Source organism: Luteimonas sp. Soil_C_16 (assembly GCF_057657295.1).
Window position 1 is genome coordinate 212989 of sequence record NZ_JBDGIS010000002.1, and the last position, 23913, is coordinate 236901.

Genomic DNA, 23913 nt, shown 5'->3' on the forward strand with positions numbered 1-23913 from the left:
CTCAGTTTAGCGTGGGTCAGGCTGTGACGTATTCGACGACCTCGAGGCCATAGCCGGCGAGGCCCACCTGCTTGCGCGGCGTGCCCAGCACGCGCAGCCGGCCGAGGCCCAGATCGGCAAGAATCTGCGCGCCCGCACCGTTGCGACGCCACTGGCCCACGTCCTTGTCCTTGCCGGGCGGCCGGACCACGGCCTCCTTGCGCAGGCGCGCCAGCAGGGCGTCGGAGTCGCGCGGCGCGGACAGCACCACCATCACGCCCTGCCCCGCGTCGGCGATCGCGCGCAGCGCATCGCTGCCGGCGACGCCGAAATCGTCGCGACGCCAGTGCAGCAGATCGGCAAGCGGGTTCTCCACCTGCACGCGCACCAGCGTCGGTGTATCGGCATCCGGCGTGCCGCGCACCAGCGCGAAATGCAACTCGTGGGCGATGCGGTCGCGATACGTCACCAGACGGAAGGCGCCGAACTCGGTGTCGATCTCGCGCTCGTCGATGCGCTCGACCGTGTGCTCGGTGGCGAGACGATGGGCGATGAGATCGGCGATCGAGCCCATCTTCAGGCCGTGTTCGCGCGCGAAGACTTCCAGCTCCGGGCGGCGCGCCATGCTGCCATCGGGATTGAGGATCTCGACCAGCACGCCGGCCGGCTCGAGACCGGCGAGCATCGCCAGGTCGACGCCGGCTTCGGTGTGACCGGCGCGGGTCAGCACGCCGCCGGGCTGCGCGACCAGCGGAAAGATGTGGCCGGGCTGGTGCAGATCCTCGGGCTTCGCGTTCGCCTTCACCGCGGTGCGGATCGTGTGCGCGCGGTCATGGGCCGAGATGCCGGTGGTCACGCCTTCGGCAGCTTCGATGCTGACGGTGAAGTTGGTCTGGAACTGCGCGGTGTTCGCGCGGACCATCGGCGCCAGACCGAGCTGCGCAGCGCGGCTGGGCGTCACCGGCAGGCACACCAGGCCGCGGCCGTGGGTGACCATGAAATTGATGTCCGACGGCTTGACCAGCTCGGCGGCCATGATCAGGTCGCCTTCGTTTTCCCGGTCCTCGTCGTCGACGATGACGACCATGCGGCCCTGGCGGATCTCTTCCAGCAGTTCGGGAACGGGTGCGAAATTCATGCCGCCGCTTCCGCCGGGACGACGCCCGCGCTCAGCAGGCGCTCGACATAGCGCGCGACCAGATCCACTTCCAGGTTCACCGCCTCGCCGACGGGCGTGCTGCCGAATGCGGTATGCGCAACGGTGTGCGGCACCAGCGCGACCTCGAAGCCGCCCGCATCGACGGCGTTGACCGTCAGGCTGACGCCGTCGACGCAGATCGAACCCTTGTACGCGATGTACTTCAGCAGCGCGGCCGGCGCTTCGAAGCGCCAGCGCTGCGCGCGTGCATCGTCGTGCACCGACGCGACGCTGCCGACGCCGTCGACATGGCCACTGACCATATGGCCGCCGAGGCGATCGGTCGGGCGCATCGCACGCTCCAGATTCACCGCGCGGCCCGGCGCCAGCACGCCGAGCGTGGTCAGCGAGAGGGTTTCGGTCGAGGCGTCGGCCTCGAAATGCACGTCGTCGAACGCGACCACGGTCAGGCAGACGCCATTGACCGCGATGCTTTCGCCCATCGCCACGCCGTCGAAGGGCAGCGTGCCGACCGCGATGCGCAGCCGCGCGTCGCCGCCGCGCGATTCGGTGGAAACCAGGCGTCCGACGCCCTCGATCAGTCCGGTGAACATGTCGCTGCCTCCGTCCGCACGGGGCACGCCCGCACGGTCAAGCCGAATGGGAACGGTCCGGGACGCGACAGCGTGCGCGGCCGATCGGCCACGCATGAGGTCGTCTTCTCGTATCCGGACTCTGACCGTCGGCTCCGGAATTCGACCGGATCTGCTGACCCGCCGGCATGTGCCGGCAGCGCTCGCGGGCTCGCGCGTCGCCGCGCCTACCGCCGGTGGGGACTTCCACCCCGCCCCGAAGACATTCGATTGTGTGTTGCCGGCAATGCCGGCCTGCGCATTCTAGCAGCGCGCCGTTGCACGGCTGCCCGCGAGCCCGAGACGCTTCATTGCACAGATGGGTCAACTTTGCACCATCTGGCGCATCGTGAGGAAAACGTTAGAATCCGCGCCGCGACAAGTACGTCGCCTCTGCCCCGCCGCAATGGCCGGGTGACATGGATTTCATTCACCGGAGACATTTCTCAATGCGGAACATCCTTCTCGCCAGCTTGCTGGCCGCGCTGCCGTGCGCTGCCAGTGCAGCCGACATGCCCAGCTACACCTTCGTTGAAGCCGGCTGGACCCAGCTGCAGATCGAAGACGATTTCCTCGACAAGGGCGATGGCGGTTACATCCGCGGCTCGCTTGCGATCGCTCCGACGGCCTATGTGTTCGGCGGCTACTCGGAGGTCAGCAAGACCTGGCGCGCTTCCACCATCGATGCGGAATTGACCGTCGACGAGGTGGAGATCGGCATCGGCTATCGCATGGACGTCGCCGATCGCCTCGACTTCACCGCCGACATCGCCTACGTACGCCTGGGCGTGGAATCCGATCTGCGTATCGGAACGTCTCGCGAGACCATCCGCGACCACGTCAACCTGTGGCGCGGTACCGCCGGCCTGCGCGGCAAGCCGTCGCCGAAGACCGAAGCGTGGATCAAGGCAGGCTATGCGGATGGCGAGGATCTGGACGACAACTTCTTCGGTGTGCTCGGTGGCCAGATCAACCTGACCCGCATGTGGGGTCTGGTCGGCGAAGTCGAGAAGTACAGCGATACGACCCAGTTCCAGGTGGGTGTGCGCGCGAGCTTCTAATCCAATCCCGCTGTTGTCACGGAACGGGCCCTTCGGGGCCCGTCCTGGTCGATAGCTAAGCCAGAAACGGACGCGTCAGCTCACCCGGCAAGCGGACATTCACCGCATTACAAAGCCGACCTGGGCCGCAGCAACAGACGCAGGTCGTCACCGATCCGCCGCGTCTCGACAGTCTGCAGATGCAGCCGCTGCGCCATCGTGTCGATGCCCAGGCCGTCGAACAGCGGACGGCCCCGCTCGCCCAGCAACACCGGGGCGACGTAGAGCAGCAGTTCGTCGACGAGGCCTGCGCGCAGGAACGCGCCCGACAGCGTGGCGCCCGCTTCGACCTGGACTTCGTTTATGCCGCCCTCGCCCAGCGCCGCCAGCACCGCATGCAGGTCGAGCTGGCCGTCCGCGCCCCGCGGCATCGAAATGCGCGGCGCGTCGAAGCCGTGCGGCACCTTGGTGTCGTGCGCATGCACGTACACCGTGGGCGCCGCGCCGTCGCGGACGTTACCGCGCGCGATCGTCGCCAGGCCTGCGTCGAGCACCACGCGCAGCGGTGTCGCTACCGGCGCGCGCTCTTCGAGACGCACGGTCAACTGCGGATCGTCGGCCAGCACCGTGCCGCTGCCGGTCATCAGCGCGCCTGCGCGCGCGCGCCAGCGCATCACGTCCGCGCGCGAGGCCTCGCCGCTGATCCATTTCGAATCGCCGTTCGCCATCGCCGTGCGTCCGTCGATGCTGCAGGCGAGCTTGATCCGCAGCCACGGCCGACCGCGTTCGATGCGCGACAGGAAGCCGCGATTGAGCGCACGCGCCTGCGCTTCCATCAGCCCGGATTCGACCTCGATGCCCCCCGCGCGCAGGCGATCGAAGCCGGCGCCGTCGACCTGCGGGAACGGATCGCGCATCGCGGCGACCACGCGCGACACCCCGGCCGCGATCAGCGCGTCGGCACACGGCCCGGTGCTGCCGGTATGCGCGCAGGGCTCCAGGGTCACGTACGCCGTCGCGCCGCGCGCACGGTCGCCGGCCGCCTGCAGCGCGACCACTTCCGCGTGCGGGCCGCCCTTCTGCACGTGGAAACCTTCACCGACGACTGCGCCGCCGGCAACGAGCACACAACCGACCATCGGATTGGGACGCGTGGTCCAGGCGCCGCGCTCGGCGAGGCGCAGCGCCTGCGCCATGAAACGGTGGTCGTCGGCGGTGAAATCGGACATAGAATTCTCCAGACAACGTGTTCGATCACGATCGGGAAGGACGCCTGGACAGCGTCCGCGTGCAGCAAGATCACCTCGCGCCCGATGCCGGTACTCAGCGCCTGCGCGGGCCCTTGCCGGCCGGCGCCGTCTCGCCTTCGAGCAACGGCAGCTGGCCATCGCCCGGCAGATCACGTTCGAGCCGGTCGAGCTCTTCGCGAAAATCGGCGACGTCCTCGAACGAGCGGTACACGGACGCGAACCGCACGAAGCCGACGTGGTCGAGCTTGCGCAGTTCCGCGATGACGAACTCGCCGACCCGGCGCGAGGACACCTCGCGTTCGGCGGTCATGCGCAGGTGGTGCACGACCGCGCGCACCGTCGCCTCGATCTGCTCTTCCGACACCGGACGCTTGTGCAGCGCGCGATCCATGCTCAGACGCAGCTTGCGCGCATCGAACGGCTCACGCCGCCCGTCGCCCTTGATGATCGTCGGCAGCTTGAGCTCGATCGTCTCCAGCGTGCTGAAACGTTCCCCGCACGCTTCGCACTCGCGGCGGCGACGGATCGTCGCGCCGTCCTCGGACACGCGCGAATCGATCACGCGGGTGTCGGTGTGCTGGCAGAAAGGGCAATGCATCTATCGGACCGCTTCTCGTTGCATCAGCTCTTGAAGGGTGGCGTCTGCATACCCCGGACCACCTGCACCATCAGGCTGGGGTGCATCGCTATCCAACGCCGGTGCCATCGCTCGCAGGCGAAGGTGTACCAGGAACGCTGATGCGAGCAAAAGGCCATCCAGCGTGGCGATCCGCGCCGCGAGGGATGGCAAAAAAATGAGGGTCGGAGGGCCGATTCGCAACTGCTGGACGAGCCCCGCCCAACTCATGACCGCAAGAGGCGCCACCGCGAGCACACCCAGTGCGAGCCCCACCCACCACAGCCCATGCGCACGCCGCAGATAACTGGAATTCCCCCGCCAGAATCGAAGCGAGAGATATGCCCAGCTGGCGATGCCGACCAAGCCGGCAAGCGGCCAGACTGTCACCAGCGCGGCGAAGAACCATGTATCGAAATCACCGAAATCGTTCAGGGCCAAGACAAAGCTGGCACCGAACGCCAGGAAGCCGAACAGCGCTGTGAGGATGCTCAGGGGCGCGAAGGCCCCGACCACAATGGAAAGGAGCCTGTAGACATCGCCCGTCTTGTCGCCAGACCAACTCATTCGACTAAACGTACACCGGATACTTCGCGCACTGCGCGGCGACCTTGTCGCGCACGGTGGCGATGACGGCTTCGTCCTTCGATGCATCGAGCACGTCGCAGATCCAGTGGGCGAGATCGGTGCAGTCCTGCTCGACGTAACCACGCGTGGTCACCGCCGGCGTGCCCAGGCGCAGGCCCGAGGTCACGAAGGGCTTGCGCGGATCGTTCGGCACGGAGTTCTTGTTGACGGTGATGTGGGCGCGGCCGAGGGCTTCTTCCGCGTCCTTGCCGCTGACGTCCTTGCCGATCATGTCGACCAGCATCAGATGGTTCTCGGTGCCGCCCGAGACGATCTTGTAGCCGCGCTCGATGATGACCTTGGCCATCGCCTGCGCGTTCTTGACCACCTGCTGCTGGTAGGTCTTGAACGCGGGCTCCAGCGCCTCCTTGAACGCGACCGCCTTGCCGGCGATCACGTGCATCAGCGGGCCGCCCTGGATGCCGGGGAACACGATCGACTGCAGCTTCTTGGCGATCTCGTCGAACTGCTCGCCGGCGCCCTGCTGGCTTGCGACGATGATGCCGCCACGCGGACCGCGCAGGGTCTTGTGCGTGGTCGAAGTGACGACGTGCGCGTGCGGCACAGGCGTCGGATAGACGCCCGCGGCGACGAGGCCGGCGACGTGCGCCATGTCGACGAACAGGTACGCGCCCACCTTGTCGGCGATCGCGCGGAAACGCGCCCAGTCGACGATCTGCGAATACGCGGAGAAGCCGGCGACGACCATCTTCGGCTTGTGCTCGACGGCGAGGCGCTCGACCTCGTCGTAATCGATCAGGCCGGCATCGTCGACGCCGTACTGGATCGCGTTGAATAGCTTGCCGGATGCGTTGACCTTGGCGCCGTGGGTCAGATGACCGCCGTGCGCCAGCGACATGCCGAGGATGGTGTCGCCCGGCTGCAGCAGCGCGAAGTAGACGGCCTGGTTGGCCTGCGAGCCCGAGTGCGGCTGCACGTTCGCGTAGTCGGCATCGAAGAGCTGCTTGAGGCGGTCGATCGCGAGCTGCTCGGCGATGTCGACGTACTCGCAGCCGCCGTAATAGCGCTTGCCCGGATAGCCTTCGGCGTACTTGTTGGTCAGCTGGCCGCCCTGCGCCTCCATGACCAGCGCGCTGCAGTAGTTCTCCGAGGCGATCAGCTCGACGTGGTCTTCCTGGCGGCGGACCTCGTTCGCGATGGCCTGGGCGAGTTCGGGGTCAAAGCTTTCGAGACGGGCGTCGCGCTGGAACATCGAGGGCTCCGGAACAGTGAACGGCGAGGCCGGCCATTGTAGCGCCGGCCCGCCCGGCGCGCGGCCCCACCGGGCGCGAGCCGTTATAATCGTCGCCATCCTTTCCTCACCCGACGCCGCCCGACCGGGCCCCGGCGCGGGCCGGCACAACCGGAGCCCCCATGTCGCAATACATCTACACCATGAATCGCGTGTCCAAGGTGGTCCCGCCGAAGCGGCAGATCATCAAGGACATCTCGCTGTCGTTCTTCCCGGGCGCGAAGATCGGCCTGCTGGGCCTCAACGGCGCCGGCAAGTCGACGGTGCTCAAGATCATGGCCGGCGTCGACACCGATTTCGAAGGCGAGGCCCGTCCGCAGGCCGGCACCAAGGTCGGCTACCTGGCGCAGGAGCCGCAGCTCGATCCCGAGATGACGGTCCGCGAGGCGGTCGAGGAAGGCGTGGGCGAAGTGCTGCAGGCCCAGGCCGCACTGGACAAGGTCTACGACGCCTACGCCGAGGAAGGCGCCGATTTCGACGCGCTGGCCAAGGAACAGGAGCGCCTGGAGGCGATCCTCGCCGCGGGCGATGCGCACACGCTGGAAAACCAGCTCGACGTGGCCGCCGATGCGCTGCGCCTGCCGCCGTGGGACGCCAAGGTCGGCAACCTGTCGGGCGGCGAGAAGCGCCGCGTCGCGCTGTGCCGCCTGCTGCTGCAGAAGCCGGACATGCTGCTGCTCGACGAACCGACCAACCATCTCGACGCCGAGTCGGTGGAGTGGCTGGAGCAGTTCCTCGCGCGCTACACCGGCACCGTCGTCGCGGTCACCCATGACCGTTACTTCCTCGACAACGCCGCCGAGTGGATCCTCGAACTCGATCGCGGCCGCGGCATTCCGTGGAAGGGCAACTACACCGAGTGGCTGGTGCAGAAGGACGAGCGCCTGAAGCAGGAAGACAACCAGGAGAAGTCCCGCCAGAAGGCGATCCAGAAGGAACTGGAATGGTCGCGCCAGAACGCCAAGGGCGGCCGGTCCAAGGGCAAGGCGCGCCTGGGCCGTCTGGAAGAGCTGCAGTCGCAGGAATACCAGAAGCGCAACGAGACCAACGAGATCTTCATCCCGCCGGGCGAGCGTCTGGGCAACTCGGTGATGGAGTTCAAGAACGTCAGCAAGAAGTTCGGCGACCGCCTGCTGATCGACGATCTGTCGATGATCATTCCGCCGGGCGCGATCGTCGGCATCATCGGCCCCAACGGCGCCGGCAAGTCCACGCTGTTCAAGATGATCACCGGGCAGGAAAAGCCCGATTCGGGCCAGATCGTCGTCGGCCCGACCGTGCAGCTGTCCTATGTCGACCAGAGCCGCGACGCGCTGGAGGGCAACCACAACGTCTTCCAGGAAATCGCCGGCGGCCTCGACATCCTCAACATCAACGGCATCGAGATCCAGTCGCGCGCCTACATCGGCCGCTTCAACTTCAAGGGCCAGGACCAGCAGAAGCTGGTGGGCACGCTGTCGGGTGGTGAGCGCGGTCGCCTGCACATGGCCAAGACCCTGCTGCAGGGTGGCAACGTGCTGCTGCTCGACGAACCGTCGAACGACCTGGACATTGAAACCCTGCGTGCGCTCGAGGACGCGTTGCTCGAGTTCCCCGGCAACACGTTCGTGATCTCGCACGACCGCTGGTTCCTCGACCGTATCGCCACGCACATCATCGCGTTCGAAGGCGACAGCCACGTCGAGTTCTTCCAGGGCAACTATCGCGAGTACGAGGAAGACAAGCGCCGCCGCATGGGCGACGACGCGGGTCCGAAGCGTCTGCGGTTCAAGGCGCTGAAGTAATCGTCGTGGGTCGGGATCCGCGCAGGTACGCGCGGACCCGATGCCTGGCGGACGTGAGCCCCTCTCCCCCCGGGAGAGGGGTTGGGGTGAGGGCAGCGCAGACAACCGGGAGCCCCGCATGACCATCCAGACCCTGGCAGAACTCGAAGGCCTCAAGCGCGCCGGCGCACTCGTCGCGCGCATCCTGACGACGATGCGCGAGCAGGCACTGGCCGGCACGACGCCGCGCGCACTCGACGCCATCGGCGCCGACATGCTGCGCGACGCCGGTGCACAGTCCGCGCCGGTGCTGACCTACGGCTTCCCGGCCGCGACCTGCATCAGCGTCAACCGCGTCGTCGCCCACGGCATCCCCAATGCGACGCCGCTGCAAGAAGGCGATCTGGTCAACATCGACGTCTCCGCCGAACTCGACGGGTTCTTCGCCGACACCGGCGCGAGCTTCGTCGTCGGCACCGCGAGCGCCGCGCAGCAGCGTCTGCTCGATGCGACGCGCGAAGCGCGCGATGCCGCCATCGCCCAGCTGCGTGCAGGCGAACTGCTCTCCAGCATCGGCCGCACCATCGAGACCGTTGCCGCGCGCCGCGGTTTCCGCATCATCCGCAACCTGCAGAGCCACGGCGTCGGCCGGGCACTGCACGAATCGCCCGGTTCGATTCCCGGCTATTTCGATCCCCGCGACACCCGCCGCCTGCACGACGGCATGGTGATCACGGTCGAACCGTTCCTCGCGACCCACGCCACGCGCACCGAAGACCTGGACGACGGCTGGTCGCTGATCTGCCCCAAGGGCTTCGGGGCGCAGTTCGAACACACGGTCGTCGTCACCCACGGCGCGCCGATCATCGTCACCTGAGAGCCGTTCCATGACGCACACCTTCATGCAGGCGCTGCGTGCGCGCTGGCAGTCCGCCGAGACGCTCGTCTGCGTCGGCCTCGACCCCGAGCCGGCGAAGTTTCCCGCACGATTCGCCGCTGATGCCGACGCGGTATTCGCGTTCTGCCGCGACATCGCCGATGCGACCGCCGAGTACGCCTGCGCGTTCAAGCCGCAGATCGCGCACTTCGCCGCACTGGGCGCCGAAGACGCGCTGCAGCGACTGATCGCGCATCTGCATGCCGCGCACCCGGGCGTGCCGGTGATCCTCGATGCCAAGCGCGGCGACATCGGCAGCACCGCACAGCGCTACGTCGCCGAGGCCTTCGCGCGTTTCGACGCCGATGCGGTGACGGTGAATCCCTACCTCGGTCGCGATTCGGTGCAGCCCTTCCTCGACCGCAGCGACAAGGGCGTCGTGATCCTGTGCCGCACCTCGAATCCGGGCGCCGCCGATCTGCAGGACCTGCCGGTCGCGCACGACGGTGCCACGCGTCCGCTGTACCAGCACGTTGCCGAGACCATCGCGCGCGACTGGAACGGCCATGGCAACGTCTCACTCGTGGTCGGTGCGACCTGGCCCGAACAGCTGCGCGAAGTGCGCGCGATCGTCGGCGACATGCCGTTCCTGGTGCCGGGTGTCGGCGCGCAGGGCGGCGATGTCGAAGCGGTGGTCACGCATGCGAAGACCGCCGACGGCACCGGCCTGATGGTCAGTTCGTCACGCGCGATCCTCTACGCGTCGAACGGCAACGACTACGCGGACGCGGCGGCGCGCGAGGCGCGCACGTTGCGGGATGCGATCAACCGCTGTCGCTGAGCGCGCGCAAGCTCCAGACGAACCTGCAGGTCAGAGCCCCCTCTCCCCCGGGGAAAAGGGTGGGGTGAGGGCGGCTTTATCGCGCGCGTGCCGTGGAAACCACTGTGGTTTCCTGCCCTCACCCGACGCGCTCCGCGCGCCGACCTCTCCCAGAGGGAGAGGTGCCCCATCTTCTGGTTTCGTTGGCTTGCGCCAAAAGCCTCAGCGCGCAACCTCGATAAATACCGGATTCGAGTAGAACCACAGGTCCTGCCACGGATCCTCGCCGGCGGCGTCCGGGGTCGGCTCGATCTGCGCGTTCGACGTGCCGCGCACGCGCACGAACCCACGTGTTTCCGGCGCCGGCAGCGTGAGATCGAAGGCGATGCGGTTGCCGGTCTGCTGCCACTGCGCGGCGCGCACGGTGTGGACGGTCATGTCCGGCGTGCCGTCGGCGGACGCCTGCCCGGCGATCACGTCGATATGGTCGATCGCATTGCGGTCGCCATTGAAATTGGCGCCGTCCGGCACCGTGACCGACACGCGCACCGTCAGCTGCGCACCGGCAGCGACGTGCAGCGTGCCGCCCATCGTGGCCGGCGCCGTGCCATCGGTGTCGACCTGCAGGTCGAGCGTGTCGATCAGGTCACCGGTCACCGCGAACATGCGGCCCTGGCGCAGGCCGTCAAAGATGTCCGCGCCGTCGTGGCGCGCCAGCACATAGGTCTTGCTGTACTGGCCCGGCCAGAAGTCCGCGCCGCCCATGTCGATGTTGCGATGCGAGTCCGACGTCGAGGTGATCCAGAAGCGCCGGCCCTCGGCGAGCAGCGTGTCCCACACGCCGCCGAGCTGCGCGGTCATCTGGTCGAAGCCGCCCCAGGTCTTCGCGGCATCGTTGCGGTACAGCCCGCGATGGCGGCGGTCGGCCTGATGGCCGGGCGCGCCTTCCATGCCGACGAGGACGTCCGGCGCGGCGTCCTGCCAGTTGCGCAGTTCCTGCGGGTCGACCTTGCTCCAGACGCCGATCCCGGTCGCGGTGCGCGCCGGATGATTGACGAACATCAACGGCTGCGGCTGCTGCGCCTGCATGTGGCGCAGCGCGGCGAGCATCGCCTCCGGCGTGTCGCGCGCGTCGTCGTCCACTTCGCGGCGGCTGAAGCGCCGCTCCAGATCGACCAGCATCGCGTTCTCGTGCGCGCCCGGCGCCATGATCAGCGAGGCGTGTTCGCCGGCCGGCACGTCGAACTCCATGCCGTGGAACTGCAGCACCTCCGGCACATCGTTGCGCGCCTGCTGCAGCGCCGGCCACGCCGAATCGTGCGTCACCGCCGAATGGTTCGGGCCGCCGTGATCGGTGTGCACCATCCACACCAGACCGTGTCGACGTGCTTCCTCGGCATTGCGCGTGCGCGAGTACGGCGAATCGCCGCCTCGGATCGGTGTCGGCGGCGAGGTGGACGTATCCCACTCGACACTCCACTCGCTGTGGACGTGATGATCGCCGGCGCGCCAGGCGCGGCCATCGTCGCGATCGGTGGCCGAGGCGCTGCCCATCAGGGCCAGCAACAGGACGGAACAGGACGCGCGGCGCGCGTGCCGGGAAGAAGCAAGGTGGAGGGTCATGCGGAATCCGGACGATGGAGGAACACGGCGCGACACGCCGCAACCGCGTATTCCACCGCAGCCCCATGTCATCCCGATGAAACCCGCGCGGGTTTCGTGCGCGGCGATCAGGCCGCGGTGTCGGCCGGCAGCCCGAACACCTGGCGCAGATAGGTCAGATAGCCGGGGTCGTCGCACATGCTCTTGCCGGGCGAATCGCTGAGCTTGGCCACGGGCTGGCCGTTGCAGCGGACCATCTTGATGACGATGCTCAGCGGCGTCGGCCCCAGATCGTTGGTCAGGTGCGTACCGACGCCGAAGGCCAGCTTGCAGCGCCCGCGGAAGTAGGCATGCAGGCGTTTGACCTTGTCGATATCCAGGCCATCGCTGAAGACCAGGATCTTGCTCGACGGATCGACGCGGTTGTCGGCGAAGTGCGCGAGCATCCGGTCGCCCCAGACGAAGGGATCGCCCGAATCGTGGCGCACGCCGTCGAAGAGCTTGCAGAAGTACATGTCGAAATCGCGCAGGAATGCATCCAGCCCGACGACATCCGACAACGCGATGCCGAGATCGCCGCGGTACTCGTGCGCCCACGAATCCAGTGCCACGACCTGCGAATCACGCAGCCGCGGTCCCAGCGCCTGGAACGCCTGCAGGTACTCGTGCGCCATCGTGCCGTGCGGCGTCATACCGTGGATGCGCGCGAAGTGCACGTTGCTGGTGCCGACGAACTGGTCGCCCAGCGCATCGCGCAGCAGCGGCAGCATGTGCCCGTGCCAATGCCGCGAATAGCGGCGGCGCGTGCCGTAGTCGGCGATCCGGCAATCCTCGTAACCGGCGACATCGCGCAGCAGCGCGGCCTTGGCCTGCAGACGCCGCTCGCCCTCGGCGAAATCGGCTTGCGTGGTGTTGCGGAACCAGACCTCGTTGATGATCGCCAGCAGCGGCACTTCGAACAGGATCGTGTGCAGCCATGGGCCGGTGATGTCGAGCGCGATCTCGCCCGGCACATCGGTGGAGGCGCGCAGATCGATGTACTTGCGGTCGAGATGGAACAGGCCGAGGAAGTCGGCGAAGTCCGGTTTCACGAACCGCAGCGCGCGCACGTAGGCCAGCTCGTCGGCGGTGAAACGCAGCGCACACAGCGCATCGATCTCCGCATCGATTTCGTCGATGCACTGCGCCAGATCGATGCCGGGCGTGCGGCACTTGAAGCGGTACTGCACGACCGCGCCGGGGTGCTGGTGCAGCACCGCCTGCATCATCGTGAACTTGTAGAGATCGGTGTCGAGCAGGGAGGCGATCGCGGCCATCGGTCAGCCTGCCGCCTGCGCGGCGCGGCGCAGCACCGCGATCGGGAAGCGCGCCCAGATCATCGCCCACACCGCGACGCGCTGCGGCCAACTGCGATGCGCGGCTTCGAAACGCCGGAAATACCGCCACAACCCGCGATGCTTGTGCCATTCGACGAACACCGGCCGCGAGCGGCTGGACACGCCGCGCACGTGCAGCACGGCGATGTCGTTGGCGACCGCGACCACCGCGCCCGCCTCGCGCGCGCGCCGGCACAGGTCCAGGTCTTCGGCATGCAGCCGGTAGCCGGTATCGAAACCGTCGATGCAGTCGAACAGCGTGCGCGGCAGCAGCATCAGCGCGCCGGAGACCGCCTGTACGCGCTGCAGCGGCTGCGTGGCATCGCGTGGCACGGCGAGCACGCGGGCCTGCGGGTCGCGCAGCATCGCGGCGAAGTCCGGATCGCGACGCCGCGCGGCGGGATCGCGCGCGCCGTCTTCGCCGACGAGTTCGGTGCCCAGCAGGCATGGCGCAGCCAGCGCCCCGGCGTGCGCCCGCAGACGCGCGAGCGTCTCGACATCGACAAGACAATCCGGATTGACGAACGCGATCCACGGCGCGTCACCGTCACGCGCGCCCTGGTTGCAGGCCACGGCGAAGCCGGGATTGTCGGGATTGCCGATGAAGTGCACGCGCGGGTCGAGCGAGGCGTGCCGCTGCACGATGGCCAGCGTGGTGTCGTCGGATGCGTTGTCGACGACGCGGATCTGCGCGACGCCGTCGGCCGCGCGCAGGCGTGTCAGACAGGCGTCGATCGTGCTGCCGCTGCGATGGGTGACGACGACGGCAACGATGTCGGACGTGGTGGAAACTGCAGCGGTCACTTCGGTGGCGAGTCGTCGGTGGAAGCGACATTGTCCGCTGCGCCGGGTGCAGCGTGTGTGGTGCCGTCGTCGCCCGGGTGGGACACGGCAACCGGTGATGCATCATCGACCGCATCAGCCACGTCGTCCGCCTCGAACAGTTGCTGCTGCGCCGGCGCGTTCTCCAGCGCATCGAAGCCCTGCTTCAGCGCCAGCCGTGTCGCGTATAGCGGGTCCTGCATCAGGAAGGTCGCCAGCCGCGAATGCCACGCCGGCCAGCGCACCGCGAGCGCATCCATGTCGCCGTCGGCCGGCCCGCCTTCGCCGCCGCGCGCCACGAACGCGGTTTCGCACAGCGCATTGCGCCAGCCGAGGCCGGCCATGCGCAGCGACAGGTCGATCAGGGCGGCGTACCAGGAGCGGTAGCTCGACGCATCGAGACCGCCGGCCTTGCGCCGCGCATTGCCGCGCAGCAGCACCGCGTGGCCGATCGCAGCCGGCAGTTCGGGATACAGCGGCGGGAGCGCTTGGCAGGCACGCGCGAGACGGGCGGGTGCATCGGGCACGGGATTGATCTCGCCGATCCGCGGCCAGGCCGCGGACTCGCCGGCGTTGCACCACGGCGTCGCGGTCGCGATCGAGGCATCGCGCGCGAAGCAGGCGGCGAGCGCGTTGGCCCAGCCCGGCGCGGGAATCGCATCGGGTGCGAGCACGACGACGTCGGCATCGCCGCACGCGCGCAGCACGTCGTCGAGATGCGCGACCTCGCCGATCGAACGCTGGCGGCAGGTGTAATCGGCCTGCAGCGGCGTGCGGGCGAGCCAGCGCTGCACGATCTCCGCGCCACGCGGCCCGATGCGCGCGTCGTCGGCCAGCCAGATCCGCGTGCCCGCCGGGGTGCCGGCATCGAGCGCGGCCAGGCACGCGTCGAGCGCATCGTCGTCGTGCCCGACCGGCAGCAGGATCACCGGCAACTCAGCCATGCGCAGCATCTCCGCGCATCGCGGCCCTCAGTCCTGCGGACGCTGCAGCGGCTGCAGCGCGCGGAAACGGCGCCCGTACTCGTCGGTCAGCTGACGCGCCTCGAGCGGATTGCGCACGATGGTCGGCGTCAGCAACACGATGACTTCGCTGCGTTCGGTGCGCGATGTCTGCGAGCCGAACAGGCTGCCAATCACCGGAATGCGGCTCAGGCCCGGCAGGCCACCCGAGGTGCGGCCGACCTGGTCACTGATCAGTCCGGCCAGCATCACCGTGTCACCCGCCTGCACCGCGGCCTCGGTCTTGAGCCGACGCGTATCGATGCGTACGTTGCCCTGCGAATCGGCGGTGTTCTGCGGCTGGGGCGAACTGACTTCCTGCACGATGTCGAGGAACACCATGCCGTCGCGGGTCACGCGCGGGCGCACCTTGAGGATCGTGCCGGTCTCGATGTACTGGACCTGCGTGTACTGGCTGTCACCGAGGATCGGATTCACGCTGCTCGACGAGATCGGAATGCTCGCGCCGACATTGAACTCCGCCATGGCGTTGTTGCGCACGAACACCGATGGCGACTGCAGTATCTGCACATCTGTCACTTCATCCAGCGCGCGGATCACTGCCGCCGCGTCGTTCTTGACGAGCGACCATGCGAGCCCCGAACCCGAGACACCGCCGATGCTCGCACCGAGCGTGCTCCAGCTGGTCGGCCCCGCGAGTCCCTGCCCTGCACCTGGCGGACCAAACGGGCCGAAGCCGTTGTCGGTCATGCCCTTCTCGATGAACCAGTTAACGCCGTATTCCAGCGCGCCGGTCAGCGCAACCTCTACCACCTGCGCCTCGATATGCACCTGTGCCGGCATCACGTCGAGCCGTTCGACCACATCGCGGATCGAGCGCCACGCGGCGGGCGTCGTGCGCACCAGCAGCGTGTTCGTCTCGTCCACTGCCGACACGCCGACGCGATCGCCCTCGACTTCCAGCGTCACGCTGCTCGGCCCGTCCTGCTGCTCACTGAGTTGCATCTGGCCGATGTTGGCGCTTCCGCCACCGCTGCCACCGCGACCCATGCCCGCGCCGCCGCCGCGGTTGTTGCTGCCGAGGCCGGAACTGCTGCCACTGCCGCTGTCCAGACCGGACGAACCATCCGTGCCGCCGGTACGCAGCGTGTTGCCGGTGAGCCCCGGCATCAGCGAGGCTGCATCCTGACCGCCACTGCTGCCGCTGCCGCCGCCGAAGACTTCCGACAGGCGCTGCGCGAGCTCGCGGGCCTTGATGAACTTCAGTTCGTAGGAGAACAGCTTCGGGTCCTGGCCCGCGTTGTCGATGCGCTCCAGCCACTGCTGGATCTCGCCGAGGTAATCGGCCTGCGGCGTGATCACCAGCACCGCGTTCGCGCCTTCCAGCGGCATGAAACGGAACATGCCCGAGACCGGCGATTCGCTGTCCTGGCCGAATACCTTTTCCAGATCGGCGACGACCTGCGTCGCCTTGCCCGACTGCAGCGGGAACACGCCGACCGACATGCCCGACAGCCAGTCGACGTCGAAGATCTCGATCGTGCGCAGGTAGTTGTCGAGCTCGGAGCGGCTGCCGGAAATCGTGATGACGTTGCGGGCGTTGTCGGCGGAGACGATCGCGTTCGGACGCGCGTACGGCTCGAGCACCTTCTCCATCTCGGTCGCGGAGATGTAGCGCAGCGGCACGGTGCGGACTTCGAAACCGCGCGCGGCGCCGGTGCTGCCGGTGCGCGGCGCGACGGTGCCGGTCGCCAGCGCGGTGTCGGCGGCGACGATGTTGTAGCGGCCGTCGCTGTAGATCATGCGGGCGTTGTTCCAGCCCAGCACCATCTCCAGCAGGCTCAGCGCCTGCGCCGCGCTCACCGGCTGCGGCGTCGCGAGGGTCACCGTGCCCTGGACTTCCGGCGCGATGACGTAGTTCTGGCCGAGCATGTCGCCGAGGATCGCCTTGGCGACGGCGTGCACCGATTCGCCTTCGAAATTGAACGAAGCCTGCCCGCTGGTCGCGCCCAGCGTGGGCGGCGCGGCGGACGCGGCACGCTGGTTGAGCACGGTGCCGCTGCCGCGGCGGATCTGCGGCTGCGGGCGCTCGTCGTCGCCGAGCAGGGGCTGGGTGCGTGCGCCCGGCGCTGATGCGGTGTCGGCGGAGGAGGTGCCCGCCTCCGCACCCTGGCGCAGGTCGGCATCGCGGCGCATCGACGCGGTCGGCGCGGTGGCGCAGCCGGCGAGCAGTGCGATGCCGGTACCGAGGGCGATCGCCCGGAGGTGGAAGGCTGGCGTCTGGGAAGGCTTCATCGACGGGAGTCTAGTCCTGGGCGGAATTGGGTTGCTGTTGCTGCTGGCGCAGACGTGCGCGCCGTTCTTCGATCCGGCGACGGATCGCCTCGACCTGGGCTTCGGACGGGCCAGCGGCCGGCGCGGCTTCCGGCGTGACACCGCCGCTCGCGTCGACGGGCGTCGTCTGCGGCGCAGCCGCGCCGCGTGGCTGTCCGTTGCCGCCAGGCTCGGAGGCGCGGGCCGATGCGGTGGCACGTCCTGTCGTGGCGCCCGGACTGCCGGTGGCCGGGGGCGGCGGCGGGCGCGAGGCGGCCTGCGCCGGCGATTGACCATCCGGCGGCGGTGTCGGTGTCATCGGTGTCGGCGGCTGTCCGCCACTGCCGTCGAACACGCGCAGTTCCAGCGTGCGCGGGCCTTCGGGCGTGGTGAACACCACGCTGCGGGCATCCACCGAATCGAGCAGCCAGTTCGAGGCCTCAGGCGGACCTTCGCCGACCTTGAGCCGGATCGATTCGCCGCCGCCATTGGGCTGCAGGATCGCCATCGCGAAGTCGGGCGTGCGCAGCACGCTGGTCAGCACGTAGTCGAAGCCCGTGCCGGCCCCCTCGCCTTCGTCCTGCGGATCGATGAAGAAGGGATGCGGACGGCGGTCGCCGGAGAACAGCGGACGCGCGGCGACTTCGTCGAAGCTCGACAGCGGCGGCGCCGGCGAGGCGTCGCCGGGCGCAGGACCGATCGGCGCAGCGACCACGCCGTCGTCCTCCAGCGTGCCGATGCGACTGCCGAGTCCGGCCAGCGACAGCAGCGCGAACAACAGCGCCCAGCCGCCGACCGCGGCGACCAGCCAGGTGCGCGCGTTGGTGGCGTCAATCCGCATCGGCGCCTCCATTGGTCGCCGCGGGGCGCGCACGCGCGGCGGCATTGGCCGCCGGCGCCGCGCCGGGGGCCGGCAGCACGTAACCGGACAGATCGAAACTCACATCGACACCGCCACTGGTCGCACCGGCCGCGAGCGTGTGCCGCTGGCTGAGGATGTTGAGGTTGTCGATGAACAGCCGCGGCGTGCCGGTCTCCAGCGAATGCAGCACCGCCGCCAGCTCGGCATTGCCGCAGCGCAGGCGCACCTGCACGGTCGCGCGCGGGTACTTGTCGCTGCGCTGGCCGGCGATCGGCGAGCGGTTGCTGATCGCGCAGCTGCGATTGCCGGGGCTCGCGTCGAGCACGGCGCTCTCCAGCCGCTGCACCAGCGCCGCGGTCGCGAGTTCCACACCGGCCTGCGGCATGAAGCCGGGCGTGTCGTCCATCGCCGCGCGCGCGCGTTCAAGTTCGGCGAGCACCTGCGGCGCCTGCTCGAGTTCACGGCGGATGCGCAGCTCGCGTTCCTGCAACGTGTCGATACGCGTGCCGAGTTCGCGCATGGGCTGCGTCCACCACGGATGGATCAGCAGCAGGTATCCCAGCAACAGCACGCCCAGCAGCAGCGCGAGCGCCAGCCAGCGGTCGCGGGCCGACACGGGCCTATCGGGCATCGTCCGCACGCACGGGCTCCTGTGCCGGGGTGGATGCGGGCGCCGGCGCAGTCGCGGGCGGTACGAGTTCGGCGGTCAGTGTGAAACGGTCGGAGCGCGTGCGCGGATCATTCTGCAGCGCACCGGCGAGCGCGGGTGCGCGCCACAGCGTGGAGCCCGACAGTTGCCCGACCAGCGCCGAGGCTTCGGTGCTCAGGCCGATCAGCAGCACGCGGTCGCCCTCGATCGCGGCCTTCTCCAGCGACGTGGAATCCGGCAGCCGGCGCGCGAGTTCGTCGAGCACCGCGACCGTCAGCGGCCGCGCGGCGCGCTGCGCCTGCAGGAAGGCCATGCCTTCGCGCAGATCGGTCAGTTGCTGGCGCTGCGCGGATGCCGCGCGCGCACGGGTGGCTTCGGCGGCGACGCGTGCTTCGAGTGCATCGGCGGCGGCGCTGCGGTTCTCGCGCATCTGCCACAGGCCAAACGCGGTCAGCAGCACCGCGATCGCGAGGAGCATCAGCTGCACGCGACGCTGTGGATCCTCGCGTCGCCGACGACGCGCGTCGTCGATCAGGTTGACGCCCAACGGGCCGGCGTCGCCGGCGAGATCGATACCGGCCAGCATCGGCGCCAGCGGGCCGAGCGCGGCGAGCTGCGCGTCGATTGCGGTGCGCGGCACCACCACCAGTTCCACGTCGATCTGGCCATCGCCGCGCCGGCCGAGCACGCGATGGTCGTAACGCACATCGGCGGCGGCGAACGGCGTCTGCCGGTCGATCTCGAACCCCAGCACATCGTGCAGCCGATCGCCGGCGGCTTCGGGCAGCGTCAGGCGCCGGCGCAGACCGGTGCGTGCGGGCAGCAGCAACCAGCGCGGCAGATCGATCGTGCGCGGCGCGAGCAGCGCGGCCAGCGGATCGCCCTCGGTGTCGTCGAACGAGGCGCGCGGCACGTGCGCGAGGTCGCGTACGCCGTCGGCGTCCTGCAGGCGCAGGACGATGTCGCCGCCGTCGCCGACCAGCAGCAGGCGACGGCTGGCGAGGCCGAACAGTTCGCGCACGCGCGCCGGCAGCCAGGCCGACAGCGACGCACCCCACCACGACAGGAAAGTCCTGGCGCGCGCCGACGTGCGGCCGTCCAGACGCCAGGCGCGGCGGCCGGGCACGGTCTCGCCCGGAGTTGCGGGTGTCGCGGACATCATCGTGGTGACGCTCCTTCCTCCCAACGCAGCACGGTGTAGGCCGTGCCCGGTACGGCGCCAGCGCCGGTTCTGACGACTGCCCGCAGCCGCGCGGTCCGCCCCTCCGGAAGCCGCGCCTGGCTCTCGATACTATACGTGCCGCTGCCACTGCCCAGCAGTGCACCGGCGAGTTGCGCAACGGTCGCGTCGCGGGCCGCGAGGATCGGATCGGCGTCGACCCCCATCGCCTGCAGCACCGGCGCGGCGGCGAACTGCGGATCGGGCGACGGCAGGCGGCTGTAGATCGTCAGATACGGCGCGACCGCCTCGTACAGCTCGGGCGTCATGCCGAGCACCTGCTCGACCTCGGCGACGCTTTCGAATGGCGCATTCTTGGCGCCGTAGGGCCGCCCCGCGCTGGCGTAATCCGCGGCTTCCGCGCCGCCGGTGACCTGCACGAAATCGTCGCCATCGCGCCAGTCGACGATCGCGCCGGCGACCTGCACCGCAACGCTCTGCTCGGCGCCGGTGGTCTGCAGCAGCGCGGCGAGCAGCAGGCCGTCGGCGGCATTGAGATCGACCTTGCCGGTTTCGTCGACGATCTCGAGTGCCACGTCGATGTCGTGGAACCGCCAGGCATAGGGACGTCCGTCCGGCTGCCACTGCAGCGCGGGGTCCTCCATCGCCAGCCGGGTCAATGCGTATTCCAGGCCCGCGCGCGCGGCCTGGTCGCCGGCGACGCCGCGACTGAGCACGCGACCCTGCTGCTGTTCGATGCGCGCGGTCAGCGCGAACGCCCCGACCAGCGCCGCCAGCAGCGTGATCAGCCACAGCACCAGCAGCAGCGCCGCCCCGCGATGCGTGCGCGCGTTCATGGCATCGCCACCGGCGCGGCCTGCCCGGTGCCCTGTGGCAGCGTGACGACGAGTGTCGGCCAGGCGCCGTCACGCTCGGTCTCGATCTGCACCTCGACCTGCAACGGCAGCGCGGCCGGGCCCCAGCGCTCCTGCCACTCGCCGAGTGCGCCGGCGTCGTCGAAGCCGCGATAACGCATGCGCAGCTCGACCAGATCGTCGACCAGCGGCTCGGGCGGGCGCGGACTCGGCGGTTCGATCGTGCGGCCGGTCATCACCATGCCGAAGGCGACCGTCAGACGTTGGGCACCGCGCACCTCGTCGACCGCGATGTCGTGCAGATGCGGCCCGCCCTGGCCGAGATAATTCGGCAGATCGGCGACGAAGCGCAGGCGCTGGGGTTCGCCGATGAACTGCGAGATCTCGCCGGTGTTCTCGTCGGTCTGGAACGCGATCTGCTGCGCGGACGCGATGCGCCGACGCAGGAAGCCTTCGACCGCGCGCATGCGTTCGGTGCGCTGCGACAGCGCCTCGCCGCGATCGACGGTCGCGGTCGCGGCGCGCAATGTGGTCAGCGCCAGGGCCAGTCCGGCTGCGAGCAGCACCGTCGCCAGCAGCACTTCGATCAACGTGAATCCGCGCGCATGCCTCATGGCATCGGCGCTCCGAGTACATCCGGTTCGCGCAGCCGCAGCGTGTGGACCTGCAGACGCTCGCGCGGACCGCGTTCGCCCCAGTCCACGGCGAGCGCGATCTCGAACAGCTGCTGGCCGCTCGGATCGAGCAACGCGGGCGGCATCGCCGGATCGACGTAGGGCGCGATCTCCAGCGTCCAGCGATAGCGTCCGTTCTCGAATTCGCCGGTGGTGCTGCCCGGCAGCACCGGAATCTCGATGCCGAGGCCATCGAGCAGCGACTGCGCATGCAGCGCCGCGCGTCCCGAATCGGCCGCCCAGCGCACCTGGCGCGTGCCGTTCGACAAGGTGCCCAGCAGCAGCATCAGCGCGATGCCCAGCACCGCGAATGCCACGATGACTTCGATCAGGGTGTAACCGCGCTGGCCGCGATGACTCATTCGGTCGCGTTCGCGCGGGACAGACGCACTTCGCCGGTCAGCCAGGCCACGTCGACCTGCCACGCGGCATCGCGCAGCAACACGCGTACCCGGCCACCCGTGGCCGCGCCATCGGCGAAGAACAGGATCGCGCCTTCGCTGTCGCTCGATTGCAGCTCGCGCGCGCCGGTGAACTCGACCGCGAGCGGTTCTGGAATCGTACCGTGACGACCATTGGGCGCCTGCCACGTGCGCGCCTGCGGATCGATCACGAAGCGCTGCGGCGCACCGGTCGAAATCGCCTGTGCCCGCGTGTAACGCAGCTGCGCAGCGATGGTCTTGCTCGTCGACTGCAGCGCGATGCGATCGAAACCGCCGCTCATGGCGGCGGCCGCCAGCACCCCGGTCACGGCGATCAGGCCGACGACCAGCAGGACTTCGAGCAGCGAGAAACCGCGGACCCTGGCGATGCGATGCGACATCTGGCGCGGCGACGTTCCGGAGCGGGAGCAGCCCCGGAATCTAGCATCATCGGCGCCGCTTTCCACGGCGCGCGGAGTGCTTATTCGTAGCGGATATCGGCGTTCACACTGTCGCCGCCCGGCTTGCGATCGGCGCCGTAGCTGACGATGTCGAACGGCTGGCTGTTGCCTGGCGCCGCGAACTCGTAGGGCGTGTTCCAGGGATCGCGCAGTTCGGCGTCCTTGGCGTACGGGCCGAGCCAGCCGCTGGCGCCGCCGGGCTGGGTGACGAGATCGCCGAGTGAATTGGGCAGCGTGCCGGTGTCCATCTCGTACTGGTGCACCTTCTCGGCCAGCGTCTGCACCTGCGCCTTGGCGAGATTCACGCGCGCGCGGTCGCCGCCGCCGAGGATGCGGGTCGCGGCGAACGCCACGATGCCGCCGATCAGGACGACGACGAGGATGATCTCGATCAGGCTGAAGCCGCCCTGCGCGCTGCGCGGGCTGCCGAGGGGACGCGATCTGCGGATGTGCTGCATCGACACTGCCTCGTTCAAGAATCTGGATCGCATTGTATGACGCTGCGCAGCTGAACCTAGCCGATGACGCTGGTCAGGTCGTAGATCGGCACCAGCACCGCGAGGATCACCACCATCACCACGAGCGCGAGCAGCATCGTGATCGCCGGCACCAGGGCGGCGAGCATGCGGTCGAGCGACGTGCCGGTCTGCTGATCGAAGGTGTCCGCCGTCTTGAGCAGCATCGCGTCGAGCGCGCCGGACTCCTCGCCGACCTGGATCATCTGGATCGCGAGCCGCGGAAACCGCTTGGTGCGCCCCAGCGCCGTCGACAGGCCGACGCCGTTCTTGACCTCGGATTCGGCCGCTTCCACGTCCGCCGACAGCGCGAGGTTGCTCAGCACCTTGCGGCCGATCCCGAGCGCGGCGATCAGCGGCACCCCGTTGCGCAGCAGCGTGCCGAGCGTGCGGGCAATCCGCGCGGTCTCGATGCGCGCGACCAGCGGCCCGAAGATCCGCCGCTGCAGCAGCCAGCTGTCGAAGCGCAACCGGAAGCGCGCATCGCGCAGCTTCAGCACGAAGGCGTAGATCGCGATCACCGGCACCGCCAGCATCAGGAGCCACCAGTCGCGCACGAACTCGCCCAGACCGAGCACGATCTTGGTGAACACGGGCAGCTCGGCATCAAGGCTGTCGTACATCGCCGCGAACTGCGGCACCACGTAGCCGAGCAGGAACATCAACGACGCGCCGACCATGACGATCAGGATCGCCGGGTAGATCAACGCGTTGACCACGCGACCGCGCAACAGGCGCGCGCTCTCGAGGTAATCGGCGAGGCGCTGCAGCGTGTCTTCGAGACTGCCGCCGGCTTCACCGGCGCGCACCATGTTCACGTACAGCCGCGAGAACGTGCCGTGCTGGCGCTCGAGCGCCGTCGACAGCGACACACCGCCACGCACCGCATCGCGCAGCTCGGTGATCGTGCGCTTGGCTTCGGGTTCCTCAGGCAGATCGAGCAGGATGGTCAGCGCACGATCCAGCGGCTGCCCCGCATTGAGCAGCGTCGCGAGCTGCTGGGTGAACTGCACCAGCCGCTGGCCCGAGAACGGCTTGGGCTTGAACAGGGCCTTCCAGTCCTCGACCGCCCGCGCCTCGCTCGCCGGCCGCGCCTCGATCGGCAGATGCCCCTGCTCCTGCAGACGCAACGCGACCTCGGCTTCGCTGCCGGCATCCATCGTGCCGTCGAGCGTTTCACCGCGGGTGTTGAGGGCTTTGTAGCGGTAGAGGGTCATGGGAACGGGT

Annotated in this window: 23 protein-coding genes, 1 pseudogene and 1 riboswitch; of the genes and pseudogenes, 4 read left to right on the top strand and 20 right to left on the bottom strand. The window is 68.8% G+C overall.

Annotated features, from left to right (window positions below):
* Positions 1–16 precede the first annotated feature (16 nt).
* On the bottom strand, positions 17–1117 hold the full coding sequence (gene ribB / locus AC3A5T_RS04755; protein ID WP_487627587.1) for a 3,4-dihydroxy-2-butanone-4-phosphate synthase: 1101 nt from the start codon (positions 1115–1117) through the stop codon (positions 17–19).
* Positions 1114–1731, bottom strand: a complete 618-nt coding sequence (locus AC3A5T_RS04760) for a riboflavin synthase (RefSeq protein WP_487627588.1) — start codon at positions 1729–1731, stop codon at positions 1114–1116. Before AC3A5T_RS04760 ends, ribB begins: the two co-directional genes overlap by 4 nt.
* A 98-nt stretch (positions 1732–1829) precedes the next feature.
* Positions 1830–1978: riboswitch (FMN riboswitch) on the bottom strand.
* 220 nt (positions 1979–2198) lie between these two features.
* Here AC3A5T_RS04760 and AC3A5T_RS04765 point away from each other — a divergent pair.
* Positions 2199–2810 carry an outer membrane beta-barrel protein gene (locus AC3A5T_RS04765; protein ID WP_487627589.1) on the top strand — a complete coding sequence of 204 codons (612 nt, stop codon included), beginning with the start codon at positions 2199–2201 and terminating at the stop codon, positions 2808–2810.
* Between the two features lie 107 nt (positions 2811–2917).
* On the opposite strand, the gene ribD is transcribed toward AC3A5T_RS04765, so the two are convergent.
* The 4 genes from ribD to glyA form a co-directional block, all read right to left on the bottom strand.
* Positions 2918–4018, bottom strand: a complete 1101-nt coding sequence (ribD, locus tag AC3A5T_RS04770) for a bifunctional diaminohydroxyphosphoribosylaminopyrimidine deaminase/5-amino-6-(5-phosphoribosylamino)uracil reductase RibD (RefSeq protein ID WP_487627590.1) — start codon at positions 4016–4018, stop codon at positions 2918–2920.
* A gap of 94 nt (positions 4019–4112) precedes the next feature.
* Positions 4113–4637, bottom strand: coding sequence for a transcriptional regulator NrdR (gene nrdR / locus AC3A5T_RS04775; protein WP_332079487.1), 525 nt, complete (start codon positions 4635–4637; stop codon positions 4113–4115).
* Entirely contained in the window at positions 4638–5222 is a 585-nt protein-coding gene (locus tag AC3A5T_RS04780; RefSeq protein WP_332079486.1) for a hypothetical protein, read from the bottom strand.
* A 4-nt stretch (positions 5223–5226) separates the two neighbouring features.
* On the bottom strand, positions 5227–6495 hold the full coding sequence (gene glyA, locus AC3A5T_RS04785) for a serine hydroxymethyltransferase (protein WP_487627591.1): 1269 nt from the start codon (positions 6493–6495) through the stop codon (positions 5227–5229).
* A 161-nt stretch (positions 6496–6656) separates the two neighbouring features.
* Here glyA and ettA point away from each other — a divergent pair, with 161 nt between their 5' ends.
* The 3 genes from ettA (at position 6657) to pyrF (ending at position 10015) form a co-directional block, all read left to right on the top strand.
* The gene (ettA, locus tag AC3A5T_RS04790) at positions 6657–8318 is read left to right on the top strand and encodes an energy-dependent translational throttle protein EttA (protein ID WP_487627592.1); all 1662 of its coding nucleotides are present in this window, start codon (positions 6657–6659) and stop codon (positions 8316–8318) included.
* A 118-nt stretch (positions 8319–8436) separates the two neighbouring features.
* Entirely contained in the window at positions 8437–9174 is a 738-nt protein-coding gene (gene map / locus AC3A5T_RS04795; RefSeq protein ID WP_332079483.1) for a type I methionyl aminopeptidase, read from the top strand.
* A gap of 10 nt (positions 9175–9184) precedes the next feature.
* Positions 9185–10015 (top strand): orotidine-5'-phosphate decarboxylase, encoded by an 831-nt coding sequence (gene pyrF, locus AC3A5T_RS04800; protein ID WP_487627593.1) that lies wholly within the window; start codon positions 9185–9187, stop codon positions 10013–10015.
* A gap of 201 nt (positions 10016–10216) precedes the next feature.
* On the opposite strand, the gene AC3A5T_RS04805 is transcribed toward pyrF, so the two are convergent.
* The 14 genes and pseudogenes from AC3A5T_RS04805 to xpsF all read right to left on the bottom strand — a co-directional run bounded on the left by AC3A5T_RS04805 (position 10217) and on the right by xpsF (position 23903).
* Positions 10217–11617 carry a CehA/McbA family metallohydrolase domain-containing protein gene (locus AC3A5T_RS04805; protein WP_487627594.1) on the bottom strand — a complete coding sequence of 467 codons (1401 nt, stop codon included), beginning with the start codon at positions 11615–11617 and terminating at the stop codon, positions 10217–10219.
* A gap of 107 nt (positions 11618–11724) precedes the next feature.
* A complete protein-coding gene (pncB, locus tag AC3A5T_RS04810) occupies positions 11725–12912 on the bottom strand; it encodes a nicotinate phosphoribosyltransferase (protein ID WP_487627595.1) in 1188 nt (395 codons plus the stop codon).
* A 3-nt stretch (positions 12913–12915) separates the two neighbouring features.
* Positions 12916–13776, bottom strand: a complete 861-nt coding sequence (locus AC3A5T_RS04815; protein WP_487627596.1) for a glycosyltransferase family 2 protein — start codon at positions 13774–13776, stop codon at positions 12916–12918.
* A 128-nt stretch (positions 13777–13904) separates the two neighbouring features.
* A pseudogene (locus tag AC3A5T_RS04820) lies at positions 13905–14738 on the bottom strand (glycosyltransferase family 2 protein); the annotation flags it as partial.
* A 27-nt stretch (positions 14739–14765) separates the two neighbouring features.
* Positions 14766–17051, bottom strand: coding sequence for a type II secretion system secretin GspD (gspD, locus tag AC3A5T_RS04825; RefSeq protein ID WP_487627597.1), 2286 nt, complete (start codon positions 17049–17051; stop codon positions 14766–14768).
* Between the two features lie 10 nt (positions 17052–17061).
* Positions 17062–17910, bottom strand: a complete 849-nt coding sequence (locus AC3A5T_RS04830; RefSeq protein WP_487627598.1) for a hypothetical protein — start codon at positions 17908–17910, stop codon at positions 17062–17064.
* Positions 17900–18562, bottom strand: a complete 663-nt coding sequence (gene gspM / locus AC3A5T_RS04835) for a type II secretion system protein GspM (protein WP_487627599.1) — start codon at positions 18560–18562, stop codon at positions 17900–17902. The genes AC3A5T_RS04830 and gspM overlap by 11 nt, the downstream gene beginning before the upstream one ends.
* A complete protein-coding gene (locus AC3A5T_RS04840; RefSeq protein WP_487627600.1) occupies positions 18552–19739 on the bottom strand; it encodes a PilN domain-containing protein in 1188 nt (395 codons plus the stop codon). The genes gspM and AC3A5T_RS04840 overlap by 11 nt, the downstream gene beginning before the upstream one ends.
* The gene (locus AC3A5T_RS04845) at positions 19739–20596 is read right to left on the bottom strand and encodes a type II secretion system minor pseudopilin (protein ID WP_332079474.1); all 858 of its coding nucleotides are present in this window, start codon (positions 20594–20596) and stop codon (positions 19739–19741) included. The genes AC3A5T_RS04840 and AC3A5T_RS04845 overlap by 1 nt, the downstream gene beginning before the upstream one ends.
* Entirely contained in the window at positions 20593–21228 is a 636-nt protein-coding gene (locus tag AC3A5T_RS04850; protein ID WP_332079473.1) for a type II secretion system protein GspJ, read from the bottom strand. The genes AC3A5T_RS04845 and AC3A5T_RS04850 overlap by 4 nt, the downstream gene beginning before the upstream one ends.
* Positions 21225–21650: a type II secretion system protein XpsI gene (gene xpsI, locus AC3A5T_RS04855; RefSeq protein ID WP_487627601.1), complete on the bottom strand. Its 426-nt coding sequence runs from the start codon at positions 21648–21650 to the stop codon at positions 21225–21227. Before xpsI ends, AC3A5T_RS04850 begins: the two co-directional genes overlap by 4 nt.
* Entirely contained in the window at positions 21647–22111 is a 465-nt protein-coding gene (gene xpsH / locus AC3A5T_RS04860; protein WP_332079471.1) for a type II secretion system protein XpsH, read from the bottom strand. Before xpsH ends, xpsI begins: the two co-directional genes overlap by 4 nt.
* A gap of 80 nt (positions 22112–22191) precedes the next feature.
* Positions 22192–22629, bottom strand: a complete 438-nt coding sequence (gene gspG / locus AC3A5T_RS04865; RefSeq protein ID WP_332079470.1) for a type II secretion system major pseudopilin GspG — start codon at positions 22627–22629, stop codon at positions 22192–22194.
* Between the two features lie 56 nt (positions 22630–22685).
* Positions 22686–23903 (bottom strand): type II secretion system protein XpsF, encoded by a 1218-nt coding sequence (gene xpsF / locus AC3A5T_RS04870; protein WP_487627602.1) that lies wholly within the window; start codon positions 23901–23903, stop codon positions 22686–22688.
* Positions 23904–23913: the final 10 nt, after the last annotated feature.

Excerpts from the sequence above, each read along its gene's own strand:
- ribB (WP_487627587.1), bottom strand. The coding sequence starts at position 1,117 with ATGAATTTCGCACCCGTTCCCGAACTGCTGGAAGAGATCCGCCAGGGC.
- AC3A5T_RS04760 (WP_487627588.1), bottom strand. The coding sequence starts at position 1,731 with ATGTTCACCGGACTGATCGAGGGCGTCGGACGCCTGGTTTCCACCGAA.
- AC3A5T_RS04765 (WP_487627589.1), top strand. The coding sequence starts at position 2,199 with ATGCGGAACATCCTTCTCGCCAGCTTGCTGGCCGCGCTGCCGTGCGCT.
- ribD (WP_487627590.1), bottom strand. The coding sequence starts at position 4,018 with ATGTCCGATTTCACCGCCGACGACCACCGTTTCATGGCGCAGGCGCTG.
- nrdR (WP_332079487.1), bottom strand. The coding sequence starts at position 4,637 with ATGCATTGCCCTTTCTGCCAGCACACCGACACCCGCGTGATCGATTCG.
- AC3A5T_RS04780 (WP_332079486.1), bottom strand. The coding sequence starts at position 5,222 with ATGAGTTGGTCTGGCGACAAGACGGGCGATGTCTACAGGCTCCTTTCC.
- glyA (WP_487627591.1), bottom strand. The coding sequence starts at position 6,495 with ATGTTCCAGCGCGACGCCCGTCTCGAAAGCTTTGACCCCGAACTCGCC.
- ettA (WP_487627592.1), top strand. The coding sequence starts at position 6,657 with ATGTCGCAATACATCTACACCATGAATCGCGTGTCCAAGGTGGTCCCG.
- map (WP_332079483.1), top strand. The coding sequence starts at position 8,437 with ATGACCATCCAGACCCTGGCAGAACTCGAAGGCCTCAAGCGCGCCGGC.
- pyrF (WP_487627593.1), top strand. The coding sequence starts at position 9,185 with ATGACGCACACCTTCATGCAGGCGCTGCGTGCGCGCTGGCAGTCCGCC.
- AC3A5T_RS04805 (WP_487627594.1), bottom strand. The coding sequence starts at position 11,617 with ATGACCCTCCACCTTGCTTCTTCCCGGCACGCGCGCCGCGCGTCCTGT.
- pncB (WP_487627595.1), bottom strand. The coding sequence starts at position 12,912 with ATGGCCGCGATCGCCTCCCTGCTCGACACCGATCTCTACAAGTTCACG.
- gspD (WP_487627597.1), bottom strand. The coding sequence starts at position 17,051 with ATGAAGCCTTCCCAGACGCCAGCCTTCCACCTCCGGGCGATCGCCCTC.
- AC3A5T_RS04830 (WP_487627598.1), bottom strand. The coding sequence starts at position 17,910 with ATGCGGATTGACGCCACCAACGCGCGCACCTGGCTGGTCGCCGCGGTC.
- gspM (WP_487627599.1), bottom strand. The coding sequence starts at position 18,562 with ATGCCCGATAGGCCCGTGTCGGCCCGCGACCGCTGGCTGGCGCTCGCG.
- AC3A5T_RS04840 (WP_487627600.1), bottom strand. The coding sequence starts at position 19,739 with ATGTCCGCGACACCCGCAACTCCGGGCGAGACCGTGCCCGGCCGCCGC.
- AC3A5T_RS04845 (WP_332079474.1), bottom strand. The coding sequence starts at position 20,596 with ATGAACGCGCGCACGCATCGCGGGGCGGCGCTGCTGCTGGTGCTGTGG.
- AC3A5T_RS04850 (WP_332079473.1), bottom strand. The coding sequence starts at position 21,228 with ATGAGGCATGCGCGCGGATTCACGTTGATCGAAGTGCTGCTGGCGACG.
- xpsI (WP_487627601.1), bottom strand. The coding sequence starts at position 21,650 with ATGAGTCATCGCGGCCAGCGCGGTTACACCCTGATCGAAGTCATCGTG.
- xpsH (WP_332079471.1), bottom strand. The coding sequence starts at position 22,111 with ATGTCGCATCGCATCGCCAGGGTCCGCGGTTTCTCGCTGCTCGAAGTC.
- gspG (WP_332079470.1), bottom strand. The coding sequence starts at position 22,629 with ATGCAGCACATCCGCAGATCGCGTCCCCTCGGCAGCCCGCGCAGCGCG.
- xpsF (WP_487627602.1), bottom strand. The coding sequence starts at position 23,903 with ATGACCCTCTACCGCTACAAAGCCCTCAACACCCGCGGTGAAACGCTC.